A 19,892-nucleotide genomic window follows, 5' to 3' on the forward strand; every position below is an offset into this window, starting at 1 on the left:
GGCAAGGTCTTTCACCCAACCTGCCAGATCGCGGCCCGCTTGCCTAGCGCGCGCTGGGCGCGTCGGCGTCGGCTGGCTTGTCGGGGCGCAGCGCTTTCACGCGCTTGTCCATGACCCGGCGCCAGAGCGGCGGGAACAGCGCCAGAGCCGCCATCGCGGGCAGGCTGCGCGGAAGGACGGGCCGTTGCGGCTCGGTCAGATCGCCAAGCCGCAGCGCCGGGTATTCCCGCGCCGGATGCGCGTGGTGATCCGAATGGCGCGGCGCGTTGAGCATCCACAGCGAGGTGATCGGTGCGGGCGCATCCCAGCTGTGATGCGCATCGACCGGATCGAAACTGCCATCGCCCCGACGCTTACGTGACAACCCGTAGTGCTGGACGTAATCGGCGAGCAGGATCTGCACCTGCGCATAGGCGCAGAGCATCAGGTAAGCCACCACGCCCTCGGCCCCGAAGAGCATCCCGAACAGCACCGCGAACCATAGCCCGCCCAGCAGATAGGACGGGTAGGGGCCGAGCCGCGCGATCCTCGCCTTGATCCGCGCGCTCAGCGGCGCTTTCGGGTCGATCGCAGGCAGACGGGCGAAGCGGTTGCGCTCCATCTCGTAGCCGCCGATGAAGCTGCCGATCCAGGCCCGCGGCGCAAAGGACCAGAAGCCCTCGCCGAGCTGCGCGGAATTCGGATCGTCCGGCGTCGCGACGAAGCGGTGATGGACGAGCCGATGCGCCGAGGTGTGATGCCCGAAAAGCAGCGAGATATAGACCCATTTTCCTAGCAGAAAGAGCCGTTTGTCCGAGCGATGGATCATCTCATGCGCATTGGAATTCGACACCTGCCCGAAGAACAGCCCGAAGGCCAGCCAGACCGCGATCCAGCTTGGCCCCTCCAGCAGCGTATGCCCCGACATCGCCGCCACGCCGAGCACGAGCAGCACGAAATGCACCACCGCCAGCGTCGTCGACAGCGCATCCGCTGCGGGGAATTCCGAGCCTTCCGGCGCATCGGGGGAGGGGTGTTTCAGCGCCTCATCCAAGATGAACATGCATAGCCCGATCCAGACCAGCGCCGCCCAGGCCGCGATCCCGCCGAAGACGCCCGCCACCAGCAGAAGCGGCACCGGCAAGAGCGTCACCACCGCGAAACTGTCGACCCCGGGGATATCGCGCGACCGCCGCAGCAGATTTGCAATTGCTCCGCTCAGGCGGCGCTTGCGTGAAGGGTCTTTGCCTTGGGTCACGTGCTGCGGGTCCGCTTCGCTCTCTCTCAATAGTGCAATGGTTTTGCGCTATTCTTTCGCTAATTTCGACCCTTTTATGACCCCGCTTGCGGCGGCCGGGCTTTTCTGCGCGAGATGTGGCCATGATGTCCGCAGCCCCGATCAGTCTCCTCATCGCCGCCGTCTTCGCGCTGATTTACCTCGCGCGCCATGCAGGCGCGGGGGAAAGCGGCGCGAAAACCCTTGTGAAGACCGCCTCCGTCGTGGCGCTGATTCCGATGGCGGCGGCGATGGGGGCACCGCTTGCGATCCTCGCAGGTCTCGCGCTCGGGGCGGCGGGCGATTTCGCCCTGTCGCGTCCCGGCCAACGGGCTTTCCTGATCGGCATGGCGGCCTTCGCGGCCGGGCATCTGGCCTATCTTCTGGGCTTCCTCGACATCGGAGCGCGGCCCTCCGCATGGACCATTCCGCTTATCGCCCTGGGACTGTCGGCGGAGTTCTGGCTGCTGCCGCGCACGGGCGGGCTGTGCTGGCCGGTGCGCAGCTATATCTGGATCATCGTGGCGATGGCGGCGGTGGCGATGGGCCTGCCTGCGGGCTATCTGATGGTGGTCCTGGGCAGCCTCGCCTTCGTCCTCTCCGACCTGATCCTCGCGCTGGAGATGTTCGTGCTGCGCGACGCAGGCCGCAAACAGCTGGCGGCGCGCGCGCTCTGGGTGCTCTACTGGGGCGGTCAGGCCTTGATCGGCTGGGGCGCGGGATCGGGTTTTGCCGGGGGATAAGCCTTCCATCCGGGCCTGCGATGAACTAGGTGGAGCGTAAGGAAAGGCCTGATCCATGTCGTTTTTCAAAAAGCTCAAATCGCGTCTGACGCGTTCCTCCTCCAAGCTCGAGCAGGGCCTCGAGGATATCGTCGCCGAGAATGCGGCCAGTGAAGACGAGGTTGCGGAGACGCCGGAGCCTTCCGCGCCCGCGACGCCCGCAGAGACGCCCGCAGAGACCTCCCCCGAGGCCGCGCCGCAGACCCGCGCTGAACCCGCCCCGGAACCGGAGCCCGAGGCAGAGCCTGAGCCCGAACCCGAACCGCAGCACAGCGACACGATCAACCTCCCCGATCCGACGCCGCCCGCGCCCGGCTACGTGCCCGCGCCGGTGACCGAACCGGTCGAGGAGGAGCACGCGCAGATCGCCAAGGCGCCGCTCGACGTCGAGCCCGCGCCCGAACGTCCCAGCCCAGAGCCGAAGAAGCCCGGCCTTCTAGGTCGCATCTTCGGCGGCGGCGAGGCGAAACCCGCCGAGCCGCGCCGCGTCCTCGATGACGAGATGCTCGAAAGCCTCGAAGAGCTTCTGATCGCCTCCGACATGGGCGTCGACACGGCGCTGCGCGTCTCGGCAAACCTCGCCGAGGGGCGGATGGGCCGCAAGCTCTCGGTCTCCGAGATCAAGGGGCTTCTGGCCCAAGAGGTCGCCCGGATCATGGAGCCGGTCGCGAAACCGCTGCCGCTCTATCCGAAAAAACCGCAGGTCGTTCTGGTGGTGGGCGTCAACGGTTCGGGCAAGACCACGACGATCGGCAAGCTCGCCTCGCAATTCCGCGCAGCCGGCAAACAGGTCGTGATCGCGGCGGGCGACACGTTCCGCGCAGCCGCCGTCGAACAGCTGCAGGTCTGGGGCAACCGCGCCGGCGTGCCGGTCCTGACCGCGCCCGAAGGCTCGGATCCGGCCTCGCTCGCCTATGACGCGATGAAAAAGGCCGAGGCCGAAGGCGCGGACCTTCTGATGATCGACACGGCAGGGCGGTTGCAGAACCGCGCCGACCTGATGGAGGAGCTGGCCAAGATCGTCCGCGTGATCCGCAAGGTCGACGAGAGCGCGCCGCATAACACGCTTCTCGTGCTCGATGCGACGACGGGGCAGAACGCGCTGCAGCAGGTCGATGTCTTCCGCAAGATCTCGAACGTGTCGGGGCTGGTGATGACCAAGCTCGACGGTACCGCGAAGGGCGGCGTACTGGTGGCGCTGGCCGACAAGTTCGGCCTCCCGATCCATGCGATCGGGGTGGGCGAACAGCTCGACGATCTGGCGCCCTTCGACCCGGAGGAATTCGCGCAGGCCCTCGTCGGTCTCGAAGACTGACACCGCGGAGGGGGGGGCGCCGCCCCCCGCGCGTGCGCGCTCCCCCCGGGGATATTTGTGCAAGAGCGAAGAGAGGGATGCGCCTTTCCTCTTCCCCTTGGTCGAAATATCCCGGGGGTGAATGGCCCTAAGGCCAGAGGGGGCAGCGCCCCCCAGCCCCCGAGATCACGAAGGACTTCCCCTTGAGCGACTGGATCATCTCCGTTTCGGGCACCGAGACCGGCAAACACCTCGCGCTGGGTCTCGCGCTGCTCGCGGCCTTTCTTCACGCGCTGTTCGGGGCGCTGCAGAAAGGGCGTCACGATCCGTGGCTCAGCCGCGCCGCGATCGATGCGAGCTACGGGATCATCGCGGCCCCCTTCGCGCTCTTCGTCGTGCCGTGGCCCGAGCCCTTCATGTGGCCGATCTTCGTCGGCGTCTTCTTCATCCATGTCGCCTACAAGCTGTTGCAGGCGGCCTGCTACCAGCGCGGGGCCTATACGGTGGTCTATCCGGTGGTGCGCGGCACGGGGCCGCTTTTCGCGGTGATCGGCGCGGGGTTCATCTTCGGAGAGCATTTCACGCTGGGCCAATGGGCCGGGGTGGCGACGCTTCTGGCAGGCATCTACGGGCTTGCGATCTACAATCTGCGCAATGTGACGGTCGATCGCGAGACGATGGTGCCCGCCCTGATGCTGGCCGTGGCGACCGGCGCGTTCGTTGCGCTCTATACCACCTATGACGCCTATGGCATTCGCGCGACCGCCGATCCGTTCACCTTCCTTGCGTGGTTCTTCTTCATCGACGGCTGGTTCATGCCGATCTTTACCGCGCGGCGCTGGACGAAGCTGGCGAGTTCGGAAATGGTGCCGCTCGTCAAAAGGGGTGTTATCGGCGCGATTGTTGCTTATTTCTCCTTTGGCTCGATCATGTTGGCGACACGGCTCGACAAGGTGGGCGAGGCGGCGGTGCTGCGCGAGACCTCGACGGTCTTCGCAGCGCTCATCGGCTGGCTCGTGCTGGGCGAGAAAGTGGGGCCGCGGCGCACGGCTCTGATGGCGCTGATCGCGGCAGGGGCCGTGATCGTTGAGATAGCAGGCAGGTAAAGGCAGATGGCAGAGAAAAAGATTTCCCCCTGGGTGAAAGCGGCGCTCGACTGGGGGCCGCTCATCGTGTTCTTCGTCGCCTTCAACCGGCTCAAGGACGGCACCTACACGATCCTCGGCACCGACTACTCGGGCTTCGTCGTGGCCACCGCGCTGTTCATCCCGCTGATCGCGGCGACGACGCTGATTCTGTGGCTGCTGACCGGCAAGCTCTCGGCGATGCAGATCGCGACGCTCGTGCTGGTGGCGATCTTCGGCGGGCTGTCGGTCTGGCTGAACGATCCGACCTTCTTCAAGATGAAGCCCACGATCATCTACCTGCTGTTTGCGGGCATCCTCGGGGCCGGATTGCTGCGCGGCAAGGCGTGGCTGCAACTGGTGATGAACGAGGCGATGCCGATGGCGCATGAGGGCTGGATGATCCTGACCAAGCGCTTCGTCTGGCTGTTTCTGGGCCTTGCCGTGGCCAATGAGGTCGTCTGGCGCACGATGTCGGACGCGCATTGGGTCGATTTCAAGACCTTCGGTCTGCCGATCATCATGATCGCCTTCATCATGTCGCAGGCGAAGCTGTTCGAGCGCCACGGGATCGATACGGAGGAAAGCGAGGAGGGTTAACTCCGCCCTGTCCGCGCCCGCCGCGATCCGTTACACCTTTCGCGACTGCCAAACCCGGAGCCGCTCATGAAAATCGCCACCTTCAACATCAACGGCATCAAGGCGCGCCATCAGGCGCTGGTCGATTGGCTGAAGGAGGCCGAGCCCGACGTGGCTTTGCTGCAGGAGATCAAGTCGGTCGACGAGGGTTTCCCGCGCGAGATCTTCGAAGAGCTGGGCTATTCGGTCGAGACGCATGGTCAGAAAAGTTTCAACGGCGTCGCGATCCTCTCGAAGCTGCCTTTGGAGGATGTGACGCGCGGCCTGCCCGGGGACGAGGGCGACGAACAGGCGCGCTGGATCGAGGCCACCGTGGTCGGCGACAAGGGCGCGGTGCGGCTCTGTGGTCTCTATCTGCCCAATGGCAACCCGGTGGAGCTGGACGATGCAGGCCAGCCCGTCGAGGGCGGCAAATATGCCTACAAGCTGTCATGGATGGCGCGGATGAAGGCGCGCGCGGAAGAACTGCTGGCGCTGGAAGAGCCCTTCGTGATGGCGGGCGATTACAACATCATCCCGCAGGACGAGGATGCCGCGAAACCCGAGGCGTGGCGCGGTGATGCGCTGGCGCTGCCGCAAAGCCGCGAAGCCTTCCGTCGTATCCTCAATCTCGGCTTCACCGAGGCGTTCCGCGCCCGGGTCCAAGGGCCGGGGCATTACTCCTTCTGGGACTATCAGGCAGGCGCCTGGCAGAAGAATAACGGCATCCGGATCGACCATCTGCTGCTAAGCCCGCAGGCGGCGGATCTGTTGCGCGATGTCGGCATCGACAAGGAAATCCGCGGCCGCGACAAGCCCTCGGATCACGTGCCGGTCTGGATCACGCTCGACCTCTGAGCGCGATTGCCGCAACGTCATTTCCTCGGCCCCGTCGCGACTGTGCATAGTGGCGGCGGAAGAGAGGAGACCCCACATGCAAGACAAGATCAGCCGGCATCCGGTGCCGAAACTCGCAGACATGCCCGAGGATATCCGCACGCGGATCGAGGCGGTGCAGGAGAAGGCCGGGTTCATCCCGAACATTTTCCTCGCGCTGGCGCACCGGCCCGACGAGTGCCGCGCCTTCTTCGCCTATCATGACGCGCTGATGGAGAAGCCCGGCAACCTGACCATTGCCGAGCGCGAGATGATCGTGGTGGCGACCTCGGCGGCCAATGAGTGCCAGTATTGCGTCATTGCGCATGGCGCGATCCTGCGCATCCGCGCCAAGAACCCGCTCATCGCCGATCAGGTCGCGGTGAATTACCGCAAGTCCGAGATCACGCCGCGCCAGCGCGCGATGCTCGATTTCGCAATGAAGGTGAGCTTGCGCGCGCAGGAGGTCGAGGAGGCCGATTACGAAGCGCTGCGCGCCCACGGTTTCACCGATGACGATATCTGGGACATCGGCGCGATCACCGCGTTTTTCGGCCTGTCGAACCGCTTGGTGAACATGGCCGCGATCCCGCCGAACCCCGAGTTCTACGCGATGGGGCGCTGAGCGCCTCTGGTCTTCGCCCATCCGCGCGGTCTAGGCTCTGGCGAAATCAGTCAGTAGGAGCGCGCGATGGGCGAGATCTTGATCCGGGGCGCCGAGGTGATCGTCACGATGGACGGCACCCGGCGCGAGCTGAAGGGCGCGGATCTGCTGCTGCGCGACGGGCAGATTGCCGCCGTCGGGCCGGGGCTCGAAAGCACGGGCGAGGTGGTCGAGGCCAAGGGCTGCGTCGTCACGCCGGGCCTCGTGAACACCCATCACCATCTCTACCAGACGCTGACCCGCGCGGTGCCGGGTGGGCAGGATGCGCTGCTGTTCGGCTGGCTGCAGACGCTCTACCCGATCTGGGCGAAGATGGGTCCCGAGGAAATCCGCGTCTCGGCGCAGGTGGGGCTCGCGGAGCTGGCGCTGACCGGCTGCACCACCAGTTCCGATCACCTGTATATGTATCCGAATGGCGCGCGGCTGGAGGACACGATCCACGCCGCCGCCGAGCTGGGCCTGCGGTTTCATCCCACGCGCGGCGCGATGAGCATCGGCGAGAGCGATGGTGGCCTACCGCCCGATAGTCTGGTCGAGCGCGAGGACGCGATCCTGAACGACTGCATCCGGGTCGTCGACGCGTTCCACGATGCGGGCGAGGGCTCGATGTGCCGGGTGGGGATCGCGCCGTGCTCACCGTTTTCCGTCTCGCGCGAACTGATGCGCGACGCGGCGCTGCTGGCGCGCGACAAGGGCGTGATGCTGCACACCCATCTGGCCGAGAATGACGAGGATATTTCCTATTCTCTGGCGCAGTTCGGCTGCCGTCCGGGGCAATATGCGGAAGACCTCGGCTGGACGGGCGAGGATGTCTGGCACGCCCATTGCGTGAAGTTGGATGCGGGCGAGATCGACCTGTTCGCGCGCACGAAGACGGGGGTTGCGCATTGTCCGTGCTCGAATTGCCGTCTGGGCTCGGGCATCGCGCCGGTGCGGCAGATGCGCGATGCGGGGGTGAAGGTGGCGCTGGGCCTCGATGGCTCGGCCTCGAACGATGCAGGCTCCCTCATTGGCGAGGCGCGCATGGCGATGCTGCTGCAGCGGGTGCAAAACGGCGCCGACGCGATGGCCGCGCGCGAGGCGCTGGAAATCGCGACTTTGGGCGGGGCGCAGGTGCTGGGCCGCCCCGATTGCGGGGTGATCGCGCCCGGAAAACGCGCGGATGTGGCGATCTGGGATGTCTCGGGGCTTGAGGCGGCGGGGGCTTGGGATTCGGTCGCGGCGCTGGTGCTCTGCGGGCCGCCCAAGGTGAAACATCTCTTCGTCGAGGGCCGTCAGGTGGTGCGCGACGGGCGGGTGGTGACGATCGACCTGCCGCGGGTGATCGAGACGCAAAACCGCCTCGCATCAGCGCTTATGGGCTGAATTTCTCGCGCCGCACGGCCCCGGCGGCGCTGGCGATCCGCAGCAGGCGGCGACGGTCGCCTGCAAGGGCAGCCTCCATCAGCCCCGATAGCCCGCCGCGCGCCTTCAGATGCGGGGCGAGGTCGGAATGGCCGAGATCGGGGAAGATCAGGTGATCGACATTGGGCGCGCGCGGGAAGGGGAGCGCCTGATCCAGATCGTCATGCGCGCCGTGGCACAGGATCGCCCAGCAGGGCGCGGGCGGAAGCGGCGTGGCCTCGCGGGCGAAATGGTCGATCCGAGAGGTCCATTCGCTCCAGCGCGTCTCCCCCGGCACGACGCCCGGTTTGACCGAGGCTTGCGGCGACAGCGCGAGCACTACGTCGACCGGGATCACCTCCGCCGCGACCAGCGCCGAGACCGCGCCCATCGAGAGGCCAATGGCAGCGATGCGGGCGACGGGGCGGCGGCGCGCCACCTCTGCCAAGGCGGCGCGCAGGGCAGGGGCGAAACCCGGATCATTCGCCCAGCTGCGACTGTCATCACTGAAGAACAGCGCTCGGCGCGGGAATCCGGGCGTGCCGCGCCCCGTGGCGGTGGCGACGAATTCCGGCGCGGGCGGGCGGCTGGGGTCATGGCCGATCGAGGCGAAGGAGATCACCAGATCACCACCGCCGCCGTCTAGGAAATCGACCGTGAAAGGCGCGCGGGCGTAGATCCTCTCGAAAGCCGGATCGCTCAATGCAGCCGCTTGCCCGCGATCCAGGTGCCCGCGATCGCGCGGTCGTCGCCCATCATGATCGTCGGGAAAATCGCTTCCCAGATATCCTCCGCCCGCGCCGCGCGTTGAGAGATGGCAAGCGTCGAGGCGAGGTCGACGGCGATGAAATCCGCCTCCATCCCCGGCGCCAGCGCACCGATCTTGTCGCCCATCCGCATCGACTGGGCCGAGCCGTGCGTGGCCAGCCACCAGAGCTGCGCGGGATGCAGCGGCTGATGCGTCAGCTGCCCGATCTCATAGGCGGCGGCCATCGTGCGCAGCATCGAGAAGCTCGACCCGCCGCCGGTATCGGTGGCCAGACCGATCCGCTGCCCCTCGGCCAGACGCGTCGGCCAGTCGAACAGTCCCGAGCCGATGAAAGTGTTCGAGGTCGGGCAATGGATCAGCGCCGCGCCGACCTCCTTGATCCGGTCGGCCTCGCGCGGTTCCAGATGGATCGCGTGGCCGTAAAGCGCGTTCTCGCCCAGCAGGCCATAGGTCTCGTAAGTGTCGAGATAGTCGCGCGCGGTGGGATATAGCTCGCGCACCCAGGCGATCTCGTCCACCTGCTCGCTCAGATGGGTCTGCATCAGGCAATCGGGATGCTCCGCCCAGAGCGCGCCCAAGGCGCAAAGCTGATCCGCAGAAGAGGTGGGCGAGAAGCGCGGCGTGATGACATAGCTCAGCCGGCCCGTCCCGTGCCATTTCTGCAAGAGGATGCGGCTGTCGTCATAGGCCGATTGCGGGGTGTCGCGCAAAGCCTCGGGGGCGTGGCGATCCATGCAGGTCTTGCCCGCCGCGGCGCGCATTCCGCGGGCCTTGGCGGCGGTGAAGAAGGCTTCGACGCTGGCGGGATGGATCGTGCAATAGCTGCACATCGACGTCGTGCCGTTCATCAGCGCCAGATCGAGATAGCGGGTCGCGATCTCTTCGGCATGGGCGGGATCGGCGAAGGAAATCTCTTCGGGGAAAGTATAGGTGTTGAGCCAGTCGATCAGGCGCTTGCCCCAGCTCGCGATGATCGCGGTCTGCGGGTAATGCACATGCGCATCGACGAAACCGGGCGACAGGAGATGGTCGCCATGATCGATGATCTCGGCCTGCGGATGGGCCTCGCGCAGATCGTCGGCCTCGCCCACGGCGGCGATCATACCGCCGTCGATCAGCATACCGCCGCGCCGCCGGTGCGTGACCGCTTCCGGCCCTTCGACAAGCGCATCGCCACGGTATTCCAGAACCTGCCCCAGATGCAGCTCAGCCATCATTCTCTCCTGTCAGAAGCACCATGCTAGGGCGGGGCGGGGCGAAGGTAAATCTCTGCCGTCGCGGCGCTTCTTTTTCGCCATCGCCCCCCTGTCCATCTGCGAGAAAACAGCTATGTTTCACGCGCGATCCGAACGGGGGCGACATGGCCGAAGCACTTGCCGAAGAGACAGAGCGCGAGGAAGAGGATTATCGGCTGAGCGGTGAGCTGGTCGAGGAAATTCTCGATGCCGTCGAGCAGGAAGATGCAGGTCGCCTGAGCGAGCTGCTCGAGCCTTTGCACGCCGCCGACATCGCCGACCTTATCGAACAGGTCTCCGGCCATGAGCGGCGCGAGATTCTGCGCCTCTGGGGCCGCCAGATCGACGGCGAGATCCTGACCGAGATCGATGAGGGCATCCGCGAGGAGGTTCTCGCGAGCCTGCCGCCGGAAGTTCTGGCCGACGCTGTCCGTGAGCTCGATTCCGATGACGTCGTCGACCTGATCGAAGACCTCGAGGAGCCGCAGCAGGAAGTGATCCTCGGCGCGCTCGACGAGACCGACCGGGCCGCGGTCGAGAAATCGCTGGGCTATCCCGAATATTCCGCCGGTCGTTTGATGCAGCGCGAGGTCGTGACAGCGCCCGAGCATTGGACGGTGGGCGAGACGATCGACTTTCTGCGGAAAGCCAAATGGCTGCCCGACCAGTTCTATCATGTGACCCTCGTCGATCCGGGCCACCACCCGGTCGGCAATGTCACTCTGGGACGCATCCTGTCCGCCCCGCGCGCCTCGAAGCTGATCGAGATTTGCGAGGAAGAGTTCCGCAAGATCTCGGCCTATCAGGACGAGGGCGACGTGGCCTATGCGTTCAACCAGTATCACCTGATCTCGGCCCCGGTCGTGGATGAAGACGACCGCCTGGTCGGCGTCATCACCATCGACGACGCGATGTCCGTGCTCGACGAGGAACACGAGGAAGACATCCTGCGCCTCGCCGGTGTGGGCGACGAATCCGCGATCTCGGATACCGTTCTGGAAACCGTGCGTCAGCGCCTGCCGTGGCTCTTCGTGAACCTGCTGACGGCGATCCTCGCCTCGGCGGTGATCTCGATCTTCGAAGGCACGATCCAGCAGCTTGTGGCGCTCGCGGTGCTGATGCCGATCGTGGCCTCGATGGGCGGCAATGCGGGCACCCAGACGCTGACCGTGGCGGTGCGCGCGCTGGCCACCCGCGACCTGACCGACAGCAACGTCTGGCGGGTCGTGCGACGCGAAACCATCGTGGGGCTGCTCAACGGTCTGGCCTTCGCTGTGGTGATGGGCGCGGTGGCCGCCTTCTGGTTCTCGGGCGCGCAGCTTGGCATCGTGATTGGGCTGGCGATGGTGATCAACCTCGTGGTGGCCGCCCTTTCGGGCATCCTGATCCCGCTCGCGCTTGAGAAACTCGGCGCGGACCCGGCGTTGGCCTCGGGCACCTTCGTCACGACGATGACCGATGTGGTGGGCTTCTTCGCCTTCCTCGGGCTGGCCTCCGTGGTTCTGCTATGAGCAAGGATCTCGCGCGCAAGGACGCTTTCGCGGCGCGCAAAGCCGCCCATGCTGCCGATGATGGCGCGGCGACCCGTGCGCTGACGGCGGCGCTGGAGCCGTTCGCGGGCAAGGTGCTGGCGGGATACTGGCCGATCCGCACCGAGCCCGATCCGCGCCCGGCGATGGTCGCCCATGGCGGGCCGCTCTGTCTGCCGGTGGTGGTCGCGGAGGCGCAGCCCCTGGTCTTTCACCGCTGGACGCCCGAGACCGAGATGATCGCGGGCGCTTTCGGGGCGCATATCCCGGCAGAGGGTGAGGAGATCACACCCGAGGTGCTGATCGTGCCGCTGCTGGCTTTCGACGCACAGGGCTATCGGCTGGGCTATGGCGGCGGCTTTTACGACCGCACGCTGGAGGGGCTGCGCGCCCGCGGCCCCGTCACCGCGATCGGCTTTGCTTTCGCGGCGCAGGAAGTGCCGGAGGTGCCCACCGAGCCGACCGATCAGCCGCTCGACATGATCGTGACCGAGGCGGGCATCCTACATCTTTGATCAGCCCATCCGCTCGGAGGCGTAGGCGCCGGGCGAGGCCGGGAAGACGACCGTCTTGTTGTCGTTCAGGAAGACCCGGTGCTGCACATGGGCGTGGATCGCGCGCGACAGCACCTGCGCCTCGACATCGCGGCCCAGCGAGACGTAATCCGACGGGCTCTGCGCATGGGTGATGCGCACGGTGTCCTGCTCGATGATCGGACCTTCGTCGAGATCGGCAGTCACGTAATGCGAGGTCGCCCCGATCAGCTTCACACCACGCTCGTAAGCCTGCTTGTAGGGGTTCGCGCCCTTGAAGCTCGGCAGGAAGGAGTGGTGGATATTGATGATCCGGCCCGACATCTTCTGGCACAGCGCATCCGACAGGATCTGCATGTAGCGCGCCAGCACGATCAGTTCGGCACCCGACTCGTCGACGACGTCGAGCAGACGCTGCTCGGCCTCGGGCTTGTTCTCCTTCGTCACCTTGATGTGGTGGAAGGGCAGGTCATGGTTCACGACGACCTTCTGATAGGTCATGTGGTTCGACACCACGCCCACGATCTCGATCGGCAGCGCACCGATGCGCCAGCGATAGAGAAGGTCGTTCAGGCAATGGCCGAAATTCGACACCATCACCAGAACCTTCATCTTCTCGCGCGAGCTGCGCACCGCCCAGTCCATCTCGAAATCCTTGGCGACCGGCTCGAAGGCGGCGCGGATAGCCTCGGCATCCTTGCCCTTCTCGGAGACGAAGCTGACGCGCATGAAGAACTGGCCCGTCTTCGGGTCGTCATATTGGTGCGAGTCGGTGATGTTGCAGCCCTGATCGGCCAACACGTTCGCGATCCCCGCGACGATTCCCCGCGTCGAGGGGCAGGCAACGGTGAGAACGTAAGCGTCGGCAGTCTGGGTCATGTCGCATCCCTTTTGATCTTTCGCCCGGTTTCCTAGCGCGCCGGGGGTGGGGACACAATCACCCCGAGTCCGGGGAGGGGCGCGGGAGAAAGCGACGGCGTTGCGGTGAAAAGCGGCATCGCGTCGGGGGCGAAGCGCGCGGCCTCAGGCCGCAGCGCCCTCGGGCTGCGTGCCGCGCAGAGACTCGATTTCGAGGAAGACGCTCGAAACCTCCGGGTGGACCTCGTGGATTTTCTTCTGCACCGCCTCCACCGCGTGGAAGATCGCGTCGGGCGAAAGGCCGTTCCTCATCTTCAGCTCGATATTCACCAGCACCTGATCGGGCGCGAAATGCATCGTCAGAAGGCGTTTGACCTCCGCCACCTCGTCGAAACCGGTCGCGATCTCGCGGATCGATCTGCGTACGTCGCGGTCTGCGGCCTCGCCCATGATCAGTGCGCGGGTCTCGTAGACGAGGATGATGGCGACGACGATCAGGATCGCCCCGATCACGATGGAGGCCGCGCCGTCGAAGAACGGGTTCTCAAAGGTCACCGAGAGATAGACGCCAAGCGCGGCCGCGAGGATGCCCAGAAGGGCCGCGCTGTCTTCGGCGACGACGACGAAGATCGACGGGTCCTTGGAGCGGCGGAAGGCCTTGAAATAGCCTTCGCCCGGCTTGCGCTGCTTCAGCAGTTGGCGGATCGCGATCACCCAGGAGGTGCCCTCGGCGAGGAAGGCCACGAGCAGCACGCCGTAATTCCAGATCGGCTTTTCGATCGGCTCGGGGGTCTGGATATGAACGATGCCCTCATAGATCGAGAGCCCGCCGCCGATCGCGAACAGCAGCATCGCGACGACGAGCGACCAGAAATACAGCTCCTTGCCATAGCCGAACGGGTGTTTCTCATCCGGTTTCTTCTTGCTGCGCTTGTGGCCCAGCAACAGCAGCCCCTCATTGCCGGTATCGACCACCGAGTGGAACGCCTCCGCCAGCATGGACGAGCTGCCCGTGAAGGCCGCGGCCACGAATTTCGCGATGGCGATCAGAAGGTTCGCGGCGAGCGCCCCATAGACGGCAATCGGCTTTTCTTCGGAGGCTTGCGCTTCGGCCATGGATGGGATCCTGCAGCTGGGCGCGCGACGGGGAGGAACGACCGCGCGCCGGTGTCGTGATGCAGGGGTAACAAGGGTGAGGGTAGGGCGGTTCCGCGAGGCCGGTGTGGCAGGGTTCAGCCGTTGCAGTTCAGCGCTGTCGCGAAGCCCGCTGGCGAGGTGTCGCGGCCAAGGCGCGTCCAGTTCACCGCGTTCGCGGACGTGACCGAGAGCGAAAGCAGTTCCGACCAGTCGAAACTGGCGACGATCATCTCGGGACCAGAGCCGCAATCGCGCACCCCACCCAGGATCGTGTCAGAGCCGAAACGGTGATTGGTGAACGAGCCGCCCGCGAAAAGGGGCTGCAAAGCGCCGTCGCGATACTCAAAAATGCGCAGCACGCCCAACCGATGCGGCGCGTCGATCAGCGCGATGTCGCGATGCCCGTTGCCATTGAAATCCGCGACGCCGATGGGCGCGAGCCAGTGGTTCGGCTCTCCCACGAAATCGGTCGCGGCGAGGAATTCCGGCTTGACCGATTTCACCGTGAGCACGAGGAGCCGCGAGCCGAACTTCAGATGCGATTGCACCACGATCACCTCGGCGATGCCGTCGCCGTCGAGGTCGCTCAGGCGCGGGGCGGTGTCCTCATAGACCATGTCGGGATCGAGGCGCAGCTCATAGGTCAGGGTGCTGTGCCCCGAGAACAGCCCCTTGGGATTGCCCGCCTTGCGGGTCACGTCGATCTGGAGATTTGCGAATTCCTGATCGGGGCCGAGCGCGCCGTGACCATAGCGGTCCGTCGGCTCGGTGAACCGCGCAGCGACCGACATCTCGGCCCGCGCGGGCAGGGCGGCAGCGGTGACCAGCGCGAAGGCGAGGGCCACCGCGCGGCGCATCAGATCTGCTTTTCGGGGAGATTGACGATCAGGCCGTCGAGCTCGTCCGTGACCTTGATCTGGCAGGTCAGGCGCGAGGTGACGGGGTCGGGCTCGTAAGCGAAATCGAGCATGTCCTCTTCCATCGGATCGCGCGGAGGCAGTTTCTCGATCCAGTCCTTGTCGACATAGACATGGCAGGTCGAACAGGCGCAGGCGCCGCCGCAATCGGCGTCGATGCCGGGCACGCCATTGTCGCGCGCACCTTCCATCACGGTCATGCCGGGCTTCACGTCGATCTCGTGACGGGTGCCGTTGAATTCGACATAGGTGATTTTCGCCATAGCTCGGGGCCTCTTGTTCGTAATCAAAACGCGCTTGCCGGCGGGGCCGGTCGCAAGTGATCTAAGCTGCTTTCGGCGATTTGGCCAGAGGTGGGCTGTCACGGGCAAGGGATTGCCGCAGCGTAGATATCGGCTAGTGTGCCGGCCAAGGCAGGCGGAGACGAGAATGCGGCAGATCGCTGAAAACTTCGGCACGGCGCGGGCGGTGCTGGTGGCGCTGGGTGTGACGATGGGGCTGGCGGGTTGTCATCCCACAGCGCAGGGCTCGGAGGCCGCGCCGAAAGATCCGCCCGCCAAGACGCTCGCCCATGTGCTGCAAAGCCGCCCGCCCGCCGACGACGCGCAGGGCTGTTTCACCCAACTCAAAGGCCCGGCCAAGGTCGAGACCGTGACCGGGCAGGTGCAGGTGCTCCCCGAACAGCGCGACCCGAAGACCGGCAAGGTCACGCAGCCCGCGATCTATCGCGAATTGAGCGGCCAGAAGCTCGTCGATAGCGGCAAGCCGCGCTATTTCGAATCCGTCTGCTCGGAGGATCTGACACCCGCTTTCGTTGCGATGACCCAGCGTGCGCTGGCGCTGCGCGGGCTTTATTCCGGCCCCGCCGACGGCAAGCTGGACCCGGCGACGGGCCGTGCAATCGCGGCCTATCAGGCACCGCGCGGCCTCGATAGCCCGACGCTTTCGGTGCGCGCCGCGCAGGAACTGGGCCTCTATATCTGGTCAAACTGAGGCCGTCCGCGTTTGCCATCGCAGCGCCGCACACCCCTTTGCGCAGGCGGCGGGGTTGTGCCCACGGGGGGAACGGTCTCTAACCGGAGGCCAAGGGATCAGGGGGCATCATGCAAAAGCTTTTCGGCAGCAACCTGCGCTTCATGCGCGACAATGCCCGCTGGCTCGGCGCGGGGTTCCTGCTGACGCTGTTCTCGTCCTTCGGGCAGACCTTCTTCATTGGCCTGTCGGGCAATGACATCCGGGCAACCTTCGGCCTGTCGGGTGGCACCTTCGGAGCGCTCTACATGGTGGCGACGCTGGCCTCGGCCTCGACGCTGCCGTTTCTGGGGCGCACGCTCGACCTGATGCCCGGCTGGAAGGTCGTGCGCTTCACCATTCCGCTGCTCGCGCTGGCCTGTATCGGGATCACGCTCGCGCCGAACCTGATCTTCCTGACGCTCGCGATCTACATGCTGCGGCTCTTCGGGCAGGGCATGATGACCGAGATCGCTTTCACCGAGATCGGCCGCTGGTTCGTCGCGAGCCGCGGCAAGGCGATGTCGCTGATCGTGCCGGGCCAGCCTTTCGGCTCTGCGGTGCTGCCGGTTCTGGTGGTGCTGATCGCGCAGGTGAGCGGCAATTGGCATCTCGCGTGGTGGCTCTCGGCCGGGGTGCTGGTCCTGATCGCCTGGCCGCTCCTGATGCGGCTGATGCAGGTCGAGCGGGTGCCCAACGCGACCGAGGTGCAATCGAGCGCCTCTGGCACCGCGCGCGACTGGACCCGTGCGGAGGTGATCCGTGATCCGGTGCTCTACATGCTGCTGGCGGGGCTGCTCGCGCCGCCCTTCATCGGCACGGTGATCTTCTTCCACCAAGGCTACCTGACCGAGCTGCGCGGCTACTCCCCGCTCGCCTTCGCAGCCGCCTTCCCGGTGATGTCCCTCGCGACCGTGGGCTTCGGCTTCGTTTGCGGCGGGTTGATCGACCGCTTCGGAGCGCTGCGCCTGCTGCCCTTCGTTCTGGCCCCGCTGACCTTCGCCTCGCTGACGGTCGCCTTGGTCACGCCGGTCTGGGGCGTCTATGCCTTCATGGCGCTGCTTGGCATGTCGAACGGGTTTTCCGGGACGCTGATGGGCGCGCTCTGGCCCGAGGTCTACGGGGTGAAGAACCTCGGCGGCATCCGCGCGATCATCGTGGCCTCGATGGTGCTCTCGACCGCGGTGGGGCCGGGGATCACTGGCGTGCTGATCGATATGGGCGTGGAGCTACCGACCCAGATGCTGGGCATGGCGGTCTGGTGCGTGATCGCCGCCGGGAGCCTGACGATCGCCTCGCGCCGGGTGCGGGCACGCGAAACGGCGCAATGAAAAAGGCGCCCTGCGGGCCAGCCCTTCGCAGTAAATGATGCAGCGTGAGGCCGGACGCCTTGTAGGCGCAACGCCATGTGGATCGGCAGCTCCCGACAAGTTCTTCGGGAGCGGTCTGCGGCGGACGTCGGCTAAGCAGGACGAAGCTGCCATTGCTCCGCGGTTTTCAATTGTCCGCTTTCGGGAAAGACCCTGCCTAAGGCTTGATAACAAGCACTGGGGCAGACAGTGCGTCTTGTTCTTCGACGATGACTCCAGCGCGTAGCATACAGGCTCCTGCAAGTGACAAAACACGCGTTTCTTCTACGGCATTGGCCGCTGACAGATCAGGATATGCAGAAGAGAACATGTTAGCCGCTTTCAAGGCATCCAAATGATGATCCCCTTTACCAGCATGTGCCACACCGCTAACGAACGCCTCGAAAACCAAAATGGATTCTTCGGGCGACCAATCGTGCCAACCAAGAGTGAAGGACGAGTCCGCCAAGTTTTTTCGTAGCCCCTCGAATACATGTGACATAACAGCGAGACCGATAGTTGTGACAGTAGCACCCGCCCCAGCAGACCAAGGTCGACCGGCCTCTCCGCAACGCTGAGAGGTAATCTTTGCCAATTGGCGATTAACTGGAATGAACAGAGGTGCTTCAAAACCCAGAACGCCGGGGTGATGCGTCACCAATTCTCGGTAGCGGCCAATAAAGTCATCTAAGTTTTGGCCTGTTTCATCCTGACCGCGAAATTTGATTGCCCAGCCAATATTCTTTGGCGCACCGACATCTACAACGCCAACAACAATCTCGCTTATATCCAAAGTACCCTTACCCTGCTTTGTGCACCGTAAATAGAAAGCAGCTGATGCGTAAGATTGGCAAGGCTAAGTTATTGGCAAATCGGTCATCTGTCTATCGCGCAGCATTTTGCACTATGGGCCCGATGCGGCCACTGCGCTTCGAGCCTTCAAGGTTCTCACGCGCACCATTTACTGAAAAAGGCGCCCCGCGGGGCGCCTTCTCTATCGTCGTGAGCGGTGCGGATCACTCCACGGGGAGGGCCACGAAACGCGGCTCGCCAGCGCGGCGGATCAACAGCAGGATCGACTTGCGCCCCGCATCCTTCGCCGCCTGCACGCGCTCTTCGAAATCATCGACCGCGGAGACCGGCTTCTGCCCGACCTCGGTGATCAGATCGCCCACGCGCAGCCCTTTTTCATAGGCCGAGGAGGTCTCGTCGATCTGCTTGATGACAAGGCCGTTGGCCTCTTTCGTCAGGCCCATCTCGGTGCGCAGTTCATCCGTCAGCGGCGTCACGGTCAGGCCGAGCATGTCCTTCTCGACCTCCTGCGGAGCCTGCACGGCTTTCGGGGGCTGTTCGCCCTCGGCGGCTTCGCGACGCCCCAGCGTCACCAGAAGCGTCTTGGCCTCGCCATCGCGCATCACGGTCACGCGGACTTTCTCGCCCACCGGCGCGTCGGCCACGCGACGCACCAGATCGCGGGTGCTCTTGACCTCGCCGCCATCGAAGGAGGTGATCACGTCGCCCGCCTCGATCCCGGCCTCTTTCGCGGGGCCATCGGGCACTTCAGAGACAAGCGCGCCTTCGGGGGCCTCGAGTCCCATCGCCTCGGCCATGTCGGCGGTGACGTCCTGGATTTTCACACCCAGCCAGCCGCGCCGCGTCTCGCCGTATTCCTTGAGCTGATCGACCACTTTCGCGACCACGTTCGAGGCCATGGAGAAGCCGATCCCGATCGAGCCGCCATTGGGCGACAGGATCGCGGTGTTCACGCCGACGACCTCGCCTTCCATGTCGAAGAGCGGACCGCCCGAGTTGCCGCGGTTGATCGCGGCGTCGGTCTGCAGATAGTCGTCATAGCTGCCGGACAGCTCGCGATTGCGCGCCGAGATGATCCCGGCCGAGGCGGAGAAGCCCTGACCCAGCGGGTTGCCCATCGCCATCACCCAGTCGCCGACGCGCACGGCGTCGCTGTCGCCGAAGGCGACGAAGGGCAGGGGGGAATCGCTCTCGACCTTCAAGAGCGCGATGTCGGTTTTCGGATCGGTGCCCACCAGTTTCGCGTCGAGACGTTTGCCCGAGAAGAACTCGATCTCGATCTCGTCGGCATCTTCGATGACGTGGTTATTGGTGACGATATAGCCGTCTTCCGAGATCACGAAGCCGGAGCCGAGCGCGTTCGAGCGGCGCGGCGCACCGCGCCCGTTCGGGCCATTGGGGGCGTTCGGGTTCGGCAGGCCGAAATCGCGGAACAGATCCTCGAAGGGTGAGCCGGGCGGGAAGTTCGGCATGTCACCGGTCGGCGCGGCCACCGTGGTCGACGTGGTGATGTTCACCACCGAATTGGAGACCTGATCGACGAGTTCGGCAAAGCTTTCCGGGGCGGCGCGGGCATAGGCGGGCCCGGCCAGAGGGGCGCAGGCGAGCGCCACGGCAAGCGTGGCGGCGCTCAATCCGGCGCGCAGCATGGATCCGGGTCCGGTGAGGATTGTCATATGGCTCTCCCTTGCTTCGCCGGTGCGGGAGACCGGCGCGATGCTCTCTTTGATTTGAAATGTAGGAGC

Annotated in this window: 20 protein-coding genes; 11 read left to right on the top strand and 9 right to left on the bottom strand. The window is 65.2% G+C overall.

Translation table 11 applies throughout. The features are described 5' to 3' along the window. Positions 1-43: 43 nt before the first annotated feature. Positions 44-1,237 carry an alkane 1-monooxygenase gene (locus tag AXZ77_RS05485; RefSeq protein WP_255266422.1) on the bottom strand — a complete coding sequence of 398 codons (1,194 nt, stop codon included), beginning with the start codon at positions 1,235-1,237 and terminating at the stop codon, positions 44-46. 122 nt (positions 1,238-1,359) lie between these two features. On the opposite strand from AXZ77_RS05485, the gene AXZ77_RS05490 reads away from it, so the two are divergent. From AXZ77_RS05490 to AXZ77_RS05520, 7 genes are all read left to right on the top strand, one after another. Continuing rightward, positions 1,360-1,998 (top strand): lysoplasmalogenase family protein, encoded by a 639-nt coding sequence (locus AXZ77_RS05490; protein WP_098410359.1) that lies wholly within the window; start codon positions 1,360-1,362, stop codon positions 1,996-1,998. 55 nt (positions 1,999-2,053) lie between these two features. Next, positions 2,054-3,352, top strand: coding sequence for a signal recognition particle-docking protein FtsY (gene ftsY, locus AXZ77_RS05495; RefSeq protein WP_098410360.1), 1,299 nt, complete (start codon positions 2,054-2,056; stop codon positions 3,350-3,352). A gap of 182 nt (positions 3,353-3,534) precedes the next feature. Then, positions 3,535-4,437: an EamA family transporter gene (locus tag AXZ77_RS05500; protein ID WP_098410361.1), complete on the top strand. Its 903-nt coding sequence runs from the start codon at positions 3,535-3,537 to the stop codon at positions 4,435-4,437. Between the two features lie 6 nt (positions 4,438-4,443). After that, positions 4,444-5,055: an inner membrane-spanning protein YciB gene (locus AXZ77_RS05505; RefSeq protein ID WP_098410362.1), complete on the top strand. Its 612-nt coding sequence runs from the start codon at positions 4,444-4,446 to the stop codon at positions 5,053-5,055. 66 nt (positions 5,056-5,121) lie between these two features. After that, on the top strand, positions 5,122-5,931 hold the full coding sequence (xth, locus tag AXZ77_RS05510; protein ID WP_098410363.1) for an exodeoxyribonuclease III: 810 nt from the start codon (positions 5,122-5,124) through the stop codon (positions 5,929-5,931). A 76-nt stretch (positions 5,932-6,007) separates the two neighbouring features. Then, positions 6,008-6,574, top strand: coding sequence for a peroxidase-related enzyme (locus AXZ77_RS05515; RefSeq protein ID WP_078539717.1), 567 nt, complete (start codon positions 6,008-6,010; stop codon positions 6,572-6,574). Between the two features lie 66 nt (positions 6,575-6,640). Next, entirely contained in the window at positions 6,641-7,978 is a 1,338-nt protein-coding gene (locus AXZ77_RS05520; protein ID WP_098410364.1) for an 8-oxoguanine deaminase, read from the top strand. Here AXZ77_RS05520 and AXZ77_RS05525 read toward each other — a convergent pair. Next, a complete protein-coding gene (locus tag AXZ77_RS05525; RefSeq protein ID WP_098410365.1) occupies positions 7,968-8,699 on the bottom strand; it encodes a hypothetical protein in 732 nt (243 codons plus the stop codon). The two genes, AXZ77_RS05520 and AXZ77_RS05525, sit on opposite strands and share 11 nt — an antisense overlap. Beyond that, positions 8,696-9,979, bottom strand: coding sequence for a guanine deaminase (gene guaD, locus AXZ77_RS05530; protein WP_098410366.1), 1,284 nt, complete (start codon positions 9,977-9,979; stop codon positions 8,696-8,698). Before guaD ends, AXZ77_RS05525 begins: the two co-directional genes overlap by 4 nt. A 146-nt stretch (positions 9,980-10,125) precedes the next feature. Between guaD and mgtE the strand changes: the two genes are divergently transcribed. Both mgtE and AXZ77_RS05540 read left to right on the top strand, forming a co-directional pair. Further along, positions 10,126-11,511: a magnesium transporter gene (mgtE, locus tag AXZ77_RS05535; RefSeq protein ID WP_098410367.1), complete on the top strand. Its 1,386-nt coding sequence runs from the start codon at positions 10,126-10,128 to the stop codon at positions 11,509-11,511. Next, positions 11,508-12,044 (top strand): 5-formyltetrahydrofolate cyclo-ligase, encoded by a 537-nt coding sequence (locus AXZ77_RS05540; RefSeq protein WP_078603931.1) that lies wholly within the window; start codon positions 11,508-11,510, stop codon positions 12,042-12,044. Before mgtE ends, AXZ77_RS05540 begins: the two co-directional genes overlap by 4 nt. Here the strand turns inward: AXZ77_RS05540 and purU are convergent, their stop codons facing one another. The 4 genes from purU to AXZ77_RS05560 all read right to left on the bottom strand — a co-directional run bounded on the left by purU (position 12,045) and on the right by AXZ77_RS05560 (position 15,237). Continuing rightward, on the bottom strand, positions 12,045-12,941 hold the full coding sequence (gene purU / locus AXZ77_RS05545; protein WP_098410368.1) for a formyltetrahydrofolate deformylase: 897 nt from the start codon (positions 12,939-12,941) through the stop codon (positions 12,045-12,047). Positions 12,942-13,085: 144 nt separating this feature from the next. Further along, positions 13,086-14,036 (bottom strand): cation diffusion facilitator family transporter, encoded by a 951-nt coding sequence (locus tag AXZ77_RS05550; RefSeq protein WP_098410369.1) that lies wholly within the window; start codon positions 14,034-14,036, stop codon positions 13,086-13,088. Positions 14,037-14,152: 116 nt separating this feature from the next. Then, the gene (locus AXZ77_RS05555; RefSeq protein WP_098410370.1) at positions 14,153-14,914 is read right to left on the bottom strand and encodes a VCBS repeat-containing protein; all 762 of its coding nucleotides are present in this window, start codon (positions 14,912-14,914) and stop codon (positions 14,153-14,155) included. Continuing rightward, entirely contained in the window at positions 14,914-15,237 is a 324-nt protein-coding gene (locus tag AXZ77_RS05560; protein ID WP_075776110.1) for a 2Fe-2S iron-sulfur cluster-binding protein, read from the bottom strand. Before AXZ77_RS05560 ends, AXZ77_RS05555 begins: the two co-directional genes overlap by 1 nt. Positions 15,238-15,403: 166 nt before the next feature. Here AXZ77_RS05560 and AXZ77_RS05565 point away from each other — a divergent pair, with 166 nt between their 5' ends. Then, positions 15,404-15,967: a peptidoglycan-binding protein gene (locus tag AXZ77_RS05565; RefSeq protein ID WP_098410371.1), complete on the top strand. Its 564-nt coding sequence runs from the start codon at positions 15,404-15,406 to the stop codon at positions 15,965-15,967. A gap of 110 nt (positions 15,968-16,077) precedes the next feature. After that, a complete protein-coding gene (locus AXZ77_RS05570; RefSeq protein WP_098410372.1) occupies positions 16,078-17,316 on the top strand; it encodes a nitrate/nitrite transporter in 1,239 nt (412 codons plus the stop codon). 196 nt (positions 17,317-17,512) lie between these two features. Here the strand turns inward: AXZ77_RS05570 and AXZ77_RS19290 are convergent, their stop codons facing one another. Then, positions 17,513-18,127: a hypothetical protein gene (locus AXZ77_RS19290; RefSeq protein WP_141536228.1), complete on the bottom strand. Its 615-nt coding sequence runs from the start codon at positions 18,125-18,127 to the stop codon at positions 17,513-17,515. Positions 18,128-18,350: 223 nt separating this feature from the next. After that, positions 18,351-19,823, bottom strand: a complete 1,473-nt coding sequence (locus AXZ77_RS05575; protein WP_098410373.1) for a DegQ family serine endoprotease — start codon at positions 19,821-19,823, stop codon at positions 18,351-18,353. Positions 19,824-19,892: the final 69 nt, after the last annotated feature.

Origin of the sequence: Thioclava sp. ES.031, assembly GCF_002563775.1 — a bacterium.
Lineage (GTDB): Bacteria > Pseudomonadota > Alphaproteobacteria > Rhodobacterales > Rhodobacteraceae > Thioclava.

Bases quoted from the DNA above. Each gene is read 5' to 3' on its own strand.
- AXZ77_RS05490 (WP_098410359.1), top strand. From the start codon at position 1,360: ATGATGTCCGCAGCCCCGATCAGTCTCCTCATCGCCGCCGTCTTCGCG.
- ftsY (WP_098410360.1), top strand. From the start codon at position 2,054: ATGTCGTTTTTCAAAAAGCTCAAATCGCGTCTGACGCGTTCCTCCTCC.
- AXZ77_RS05505 (WP_098410362.1), top strand. From the start codon at position 4,444: ATGGCAGAGAAAAAGATTTCCCCCTGGGTGAAAGCGGCGCTCGACTGG.
- xth (WP_098410363.1), top strand. From the start codon at position 5,122: ATGAAAATCGCCACCTTCAACATCAACGGCATCAAGGCGCGCCATCAG.
- AXZ77_RS05515 (WP_078539717.1), top strand. From the start codon at position 6,008: ATGCAAGACAAGATCAGCCGGCATCCGGTGCCGAAACTCGCAGACATG.
- AXZ77_RS05520 (WP_098410364.1), top strand. From the start codon at position 6,641: ATGGGCGAGATCTTGATCCGGGGCGCCGAGGTGATCGTCACGATGGAC.
- guaD (WP_098410366.1), bottom strand. From the start codon at position 9,979: ATGGCTGAGCTGCATCTGGGGCAGGTTCTGGAATACCGTGGCGATGCG.
- mgtE (WP_098410367.1), top strand. From the start codon at position 10,126: ATGGCCGAAGCACTTGCCGAAGAGACAGAGCGCGAGGAAGAGGATTAT.
- AXZ77_RS05540 (WP_078603931.1), top strand. From the start codon at position 11,508: ATGAGCAAGGATCTCGCGCGCAAGGACGCTTTCGCGGCGCGCAAAGCC.
- purU (WP_098410368.1), bottom strand. From the start codon at position 12,941: ATGACCCAGACTGCCGACGCTTACGTTCTCACCGTTGCCTGCCCCTCG.
- AXZ77_RS05550 (WP_098410369.1), bottom strand. From the start codon at position 14,036: ATGGCCGAAGCGCAAGCCTCCGAAGAAAAGCCGATTGCCGTCTATGGG.
- AXZ77_RS05555 (WP_098410370.1), bottom strand. From the start codon at position 14,914: ATGCGCCGCGCGGTGGCCCTCGCCTTCGCGCTGGTCACCGCTGCCGCC.
- AXZ77_RS05560 (WP_075776110.1), bottom strand. From the start codon at position 15,237: ATGGCGAAAATCACCTATGTCGAATTCAACGGCACCCGTCACGAGATC.
- AXZ77_RS05565 (WP_098410371.1), top strand. From the start codon at position 15,404: ATGCGGCAGATCGCTGAAAACTTCGGCACGGCGCGGGCGGTGCTGGTG.
- AXZ77_RS05570 (WP_098410372.1), top strand. From the start codon at position 16,078: ATGCAAAAGCTTTTCGGCAGCAACCTGCGCTTCATGCGCGACAATGCC.
- AXZ77_RS05575 (WP_098410373.1), bottom strand. From the start codon at position 19,823: ATGACAATCCTCACCGGACCCGGATCCATGCTGCGCGCCGGATTGAGC.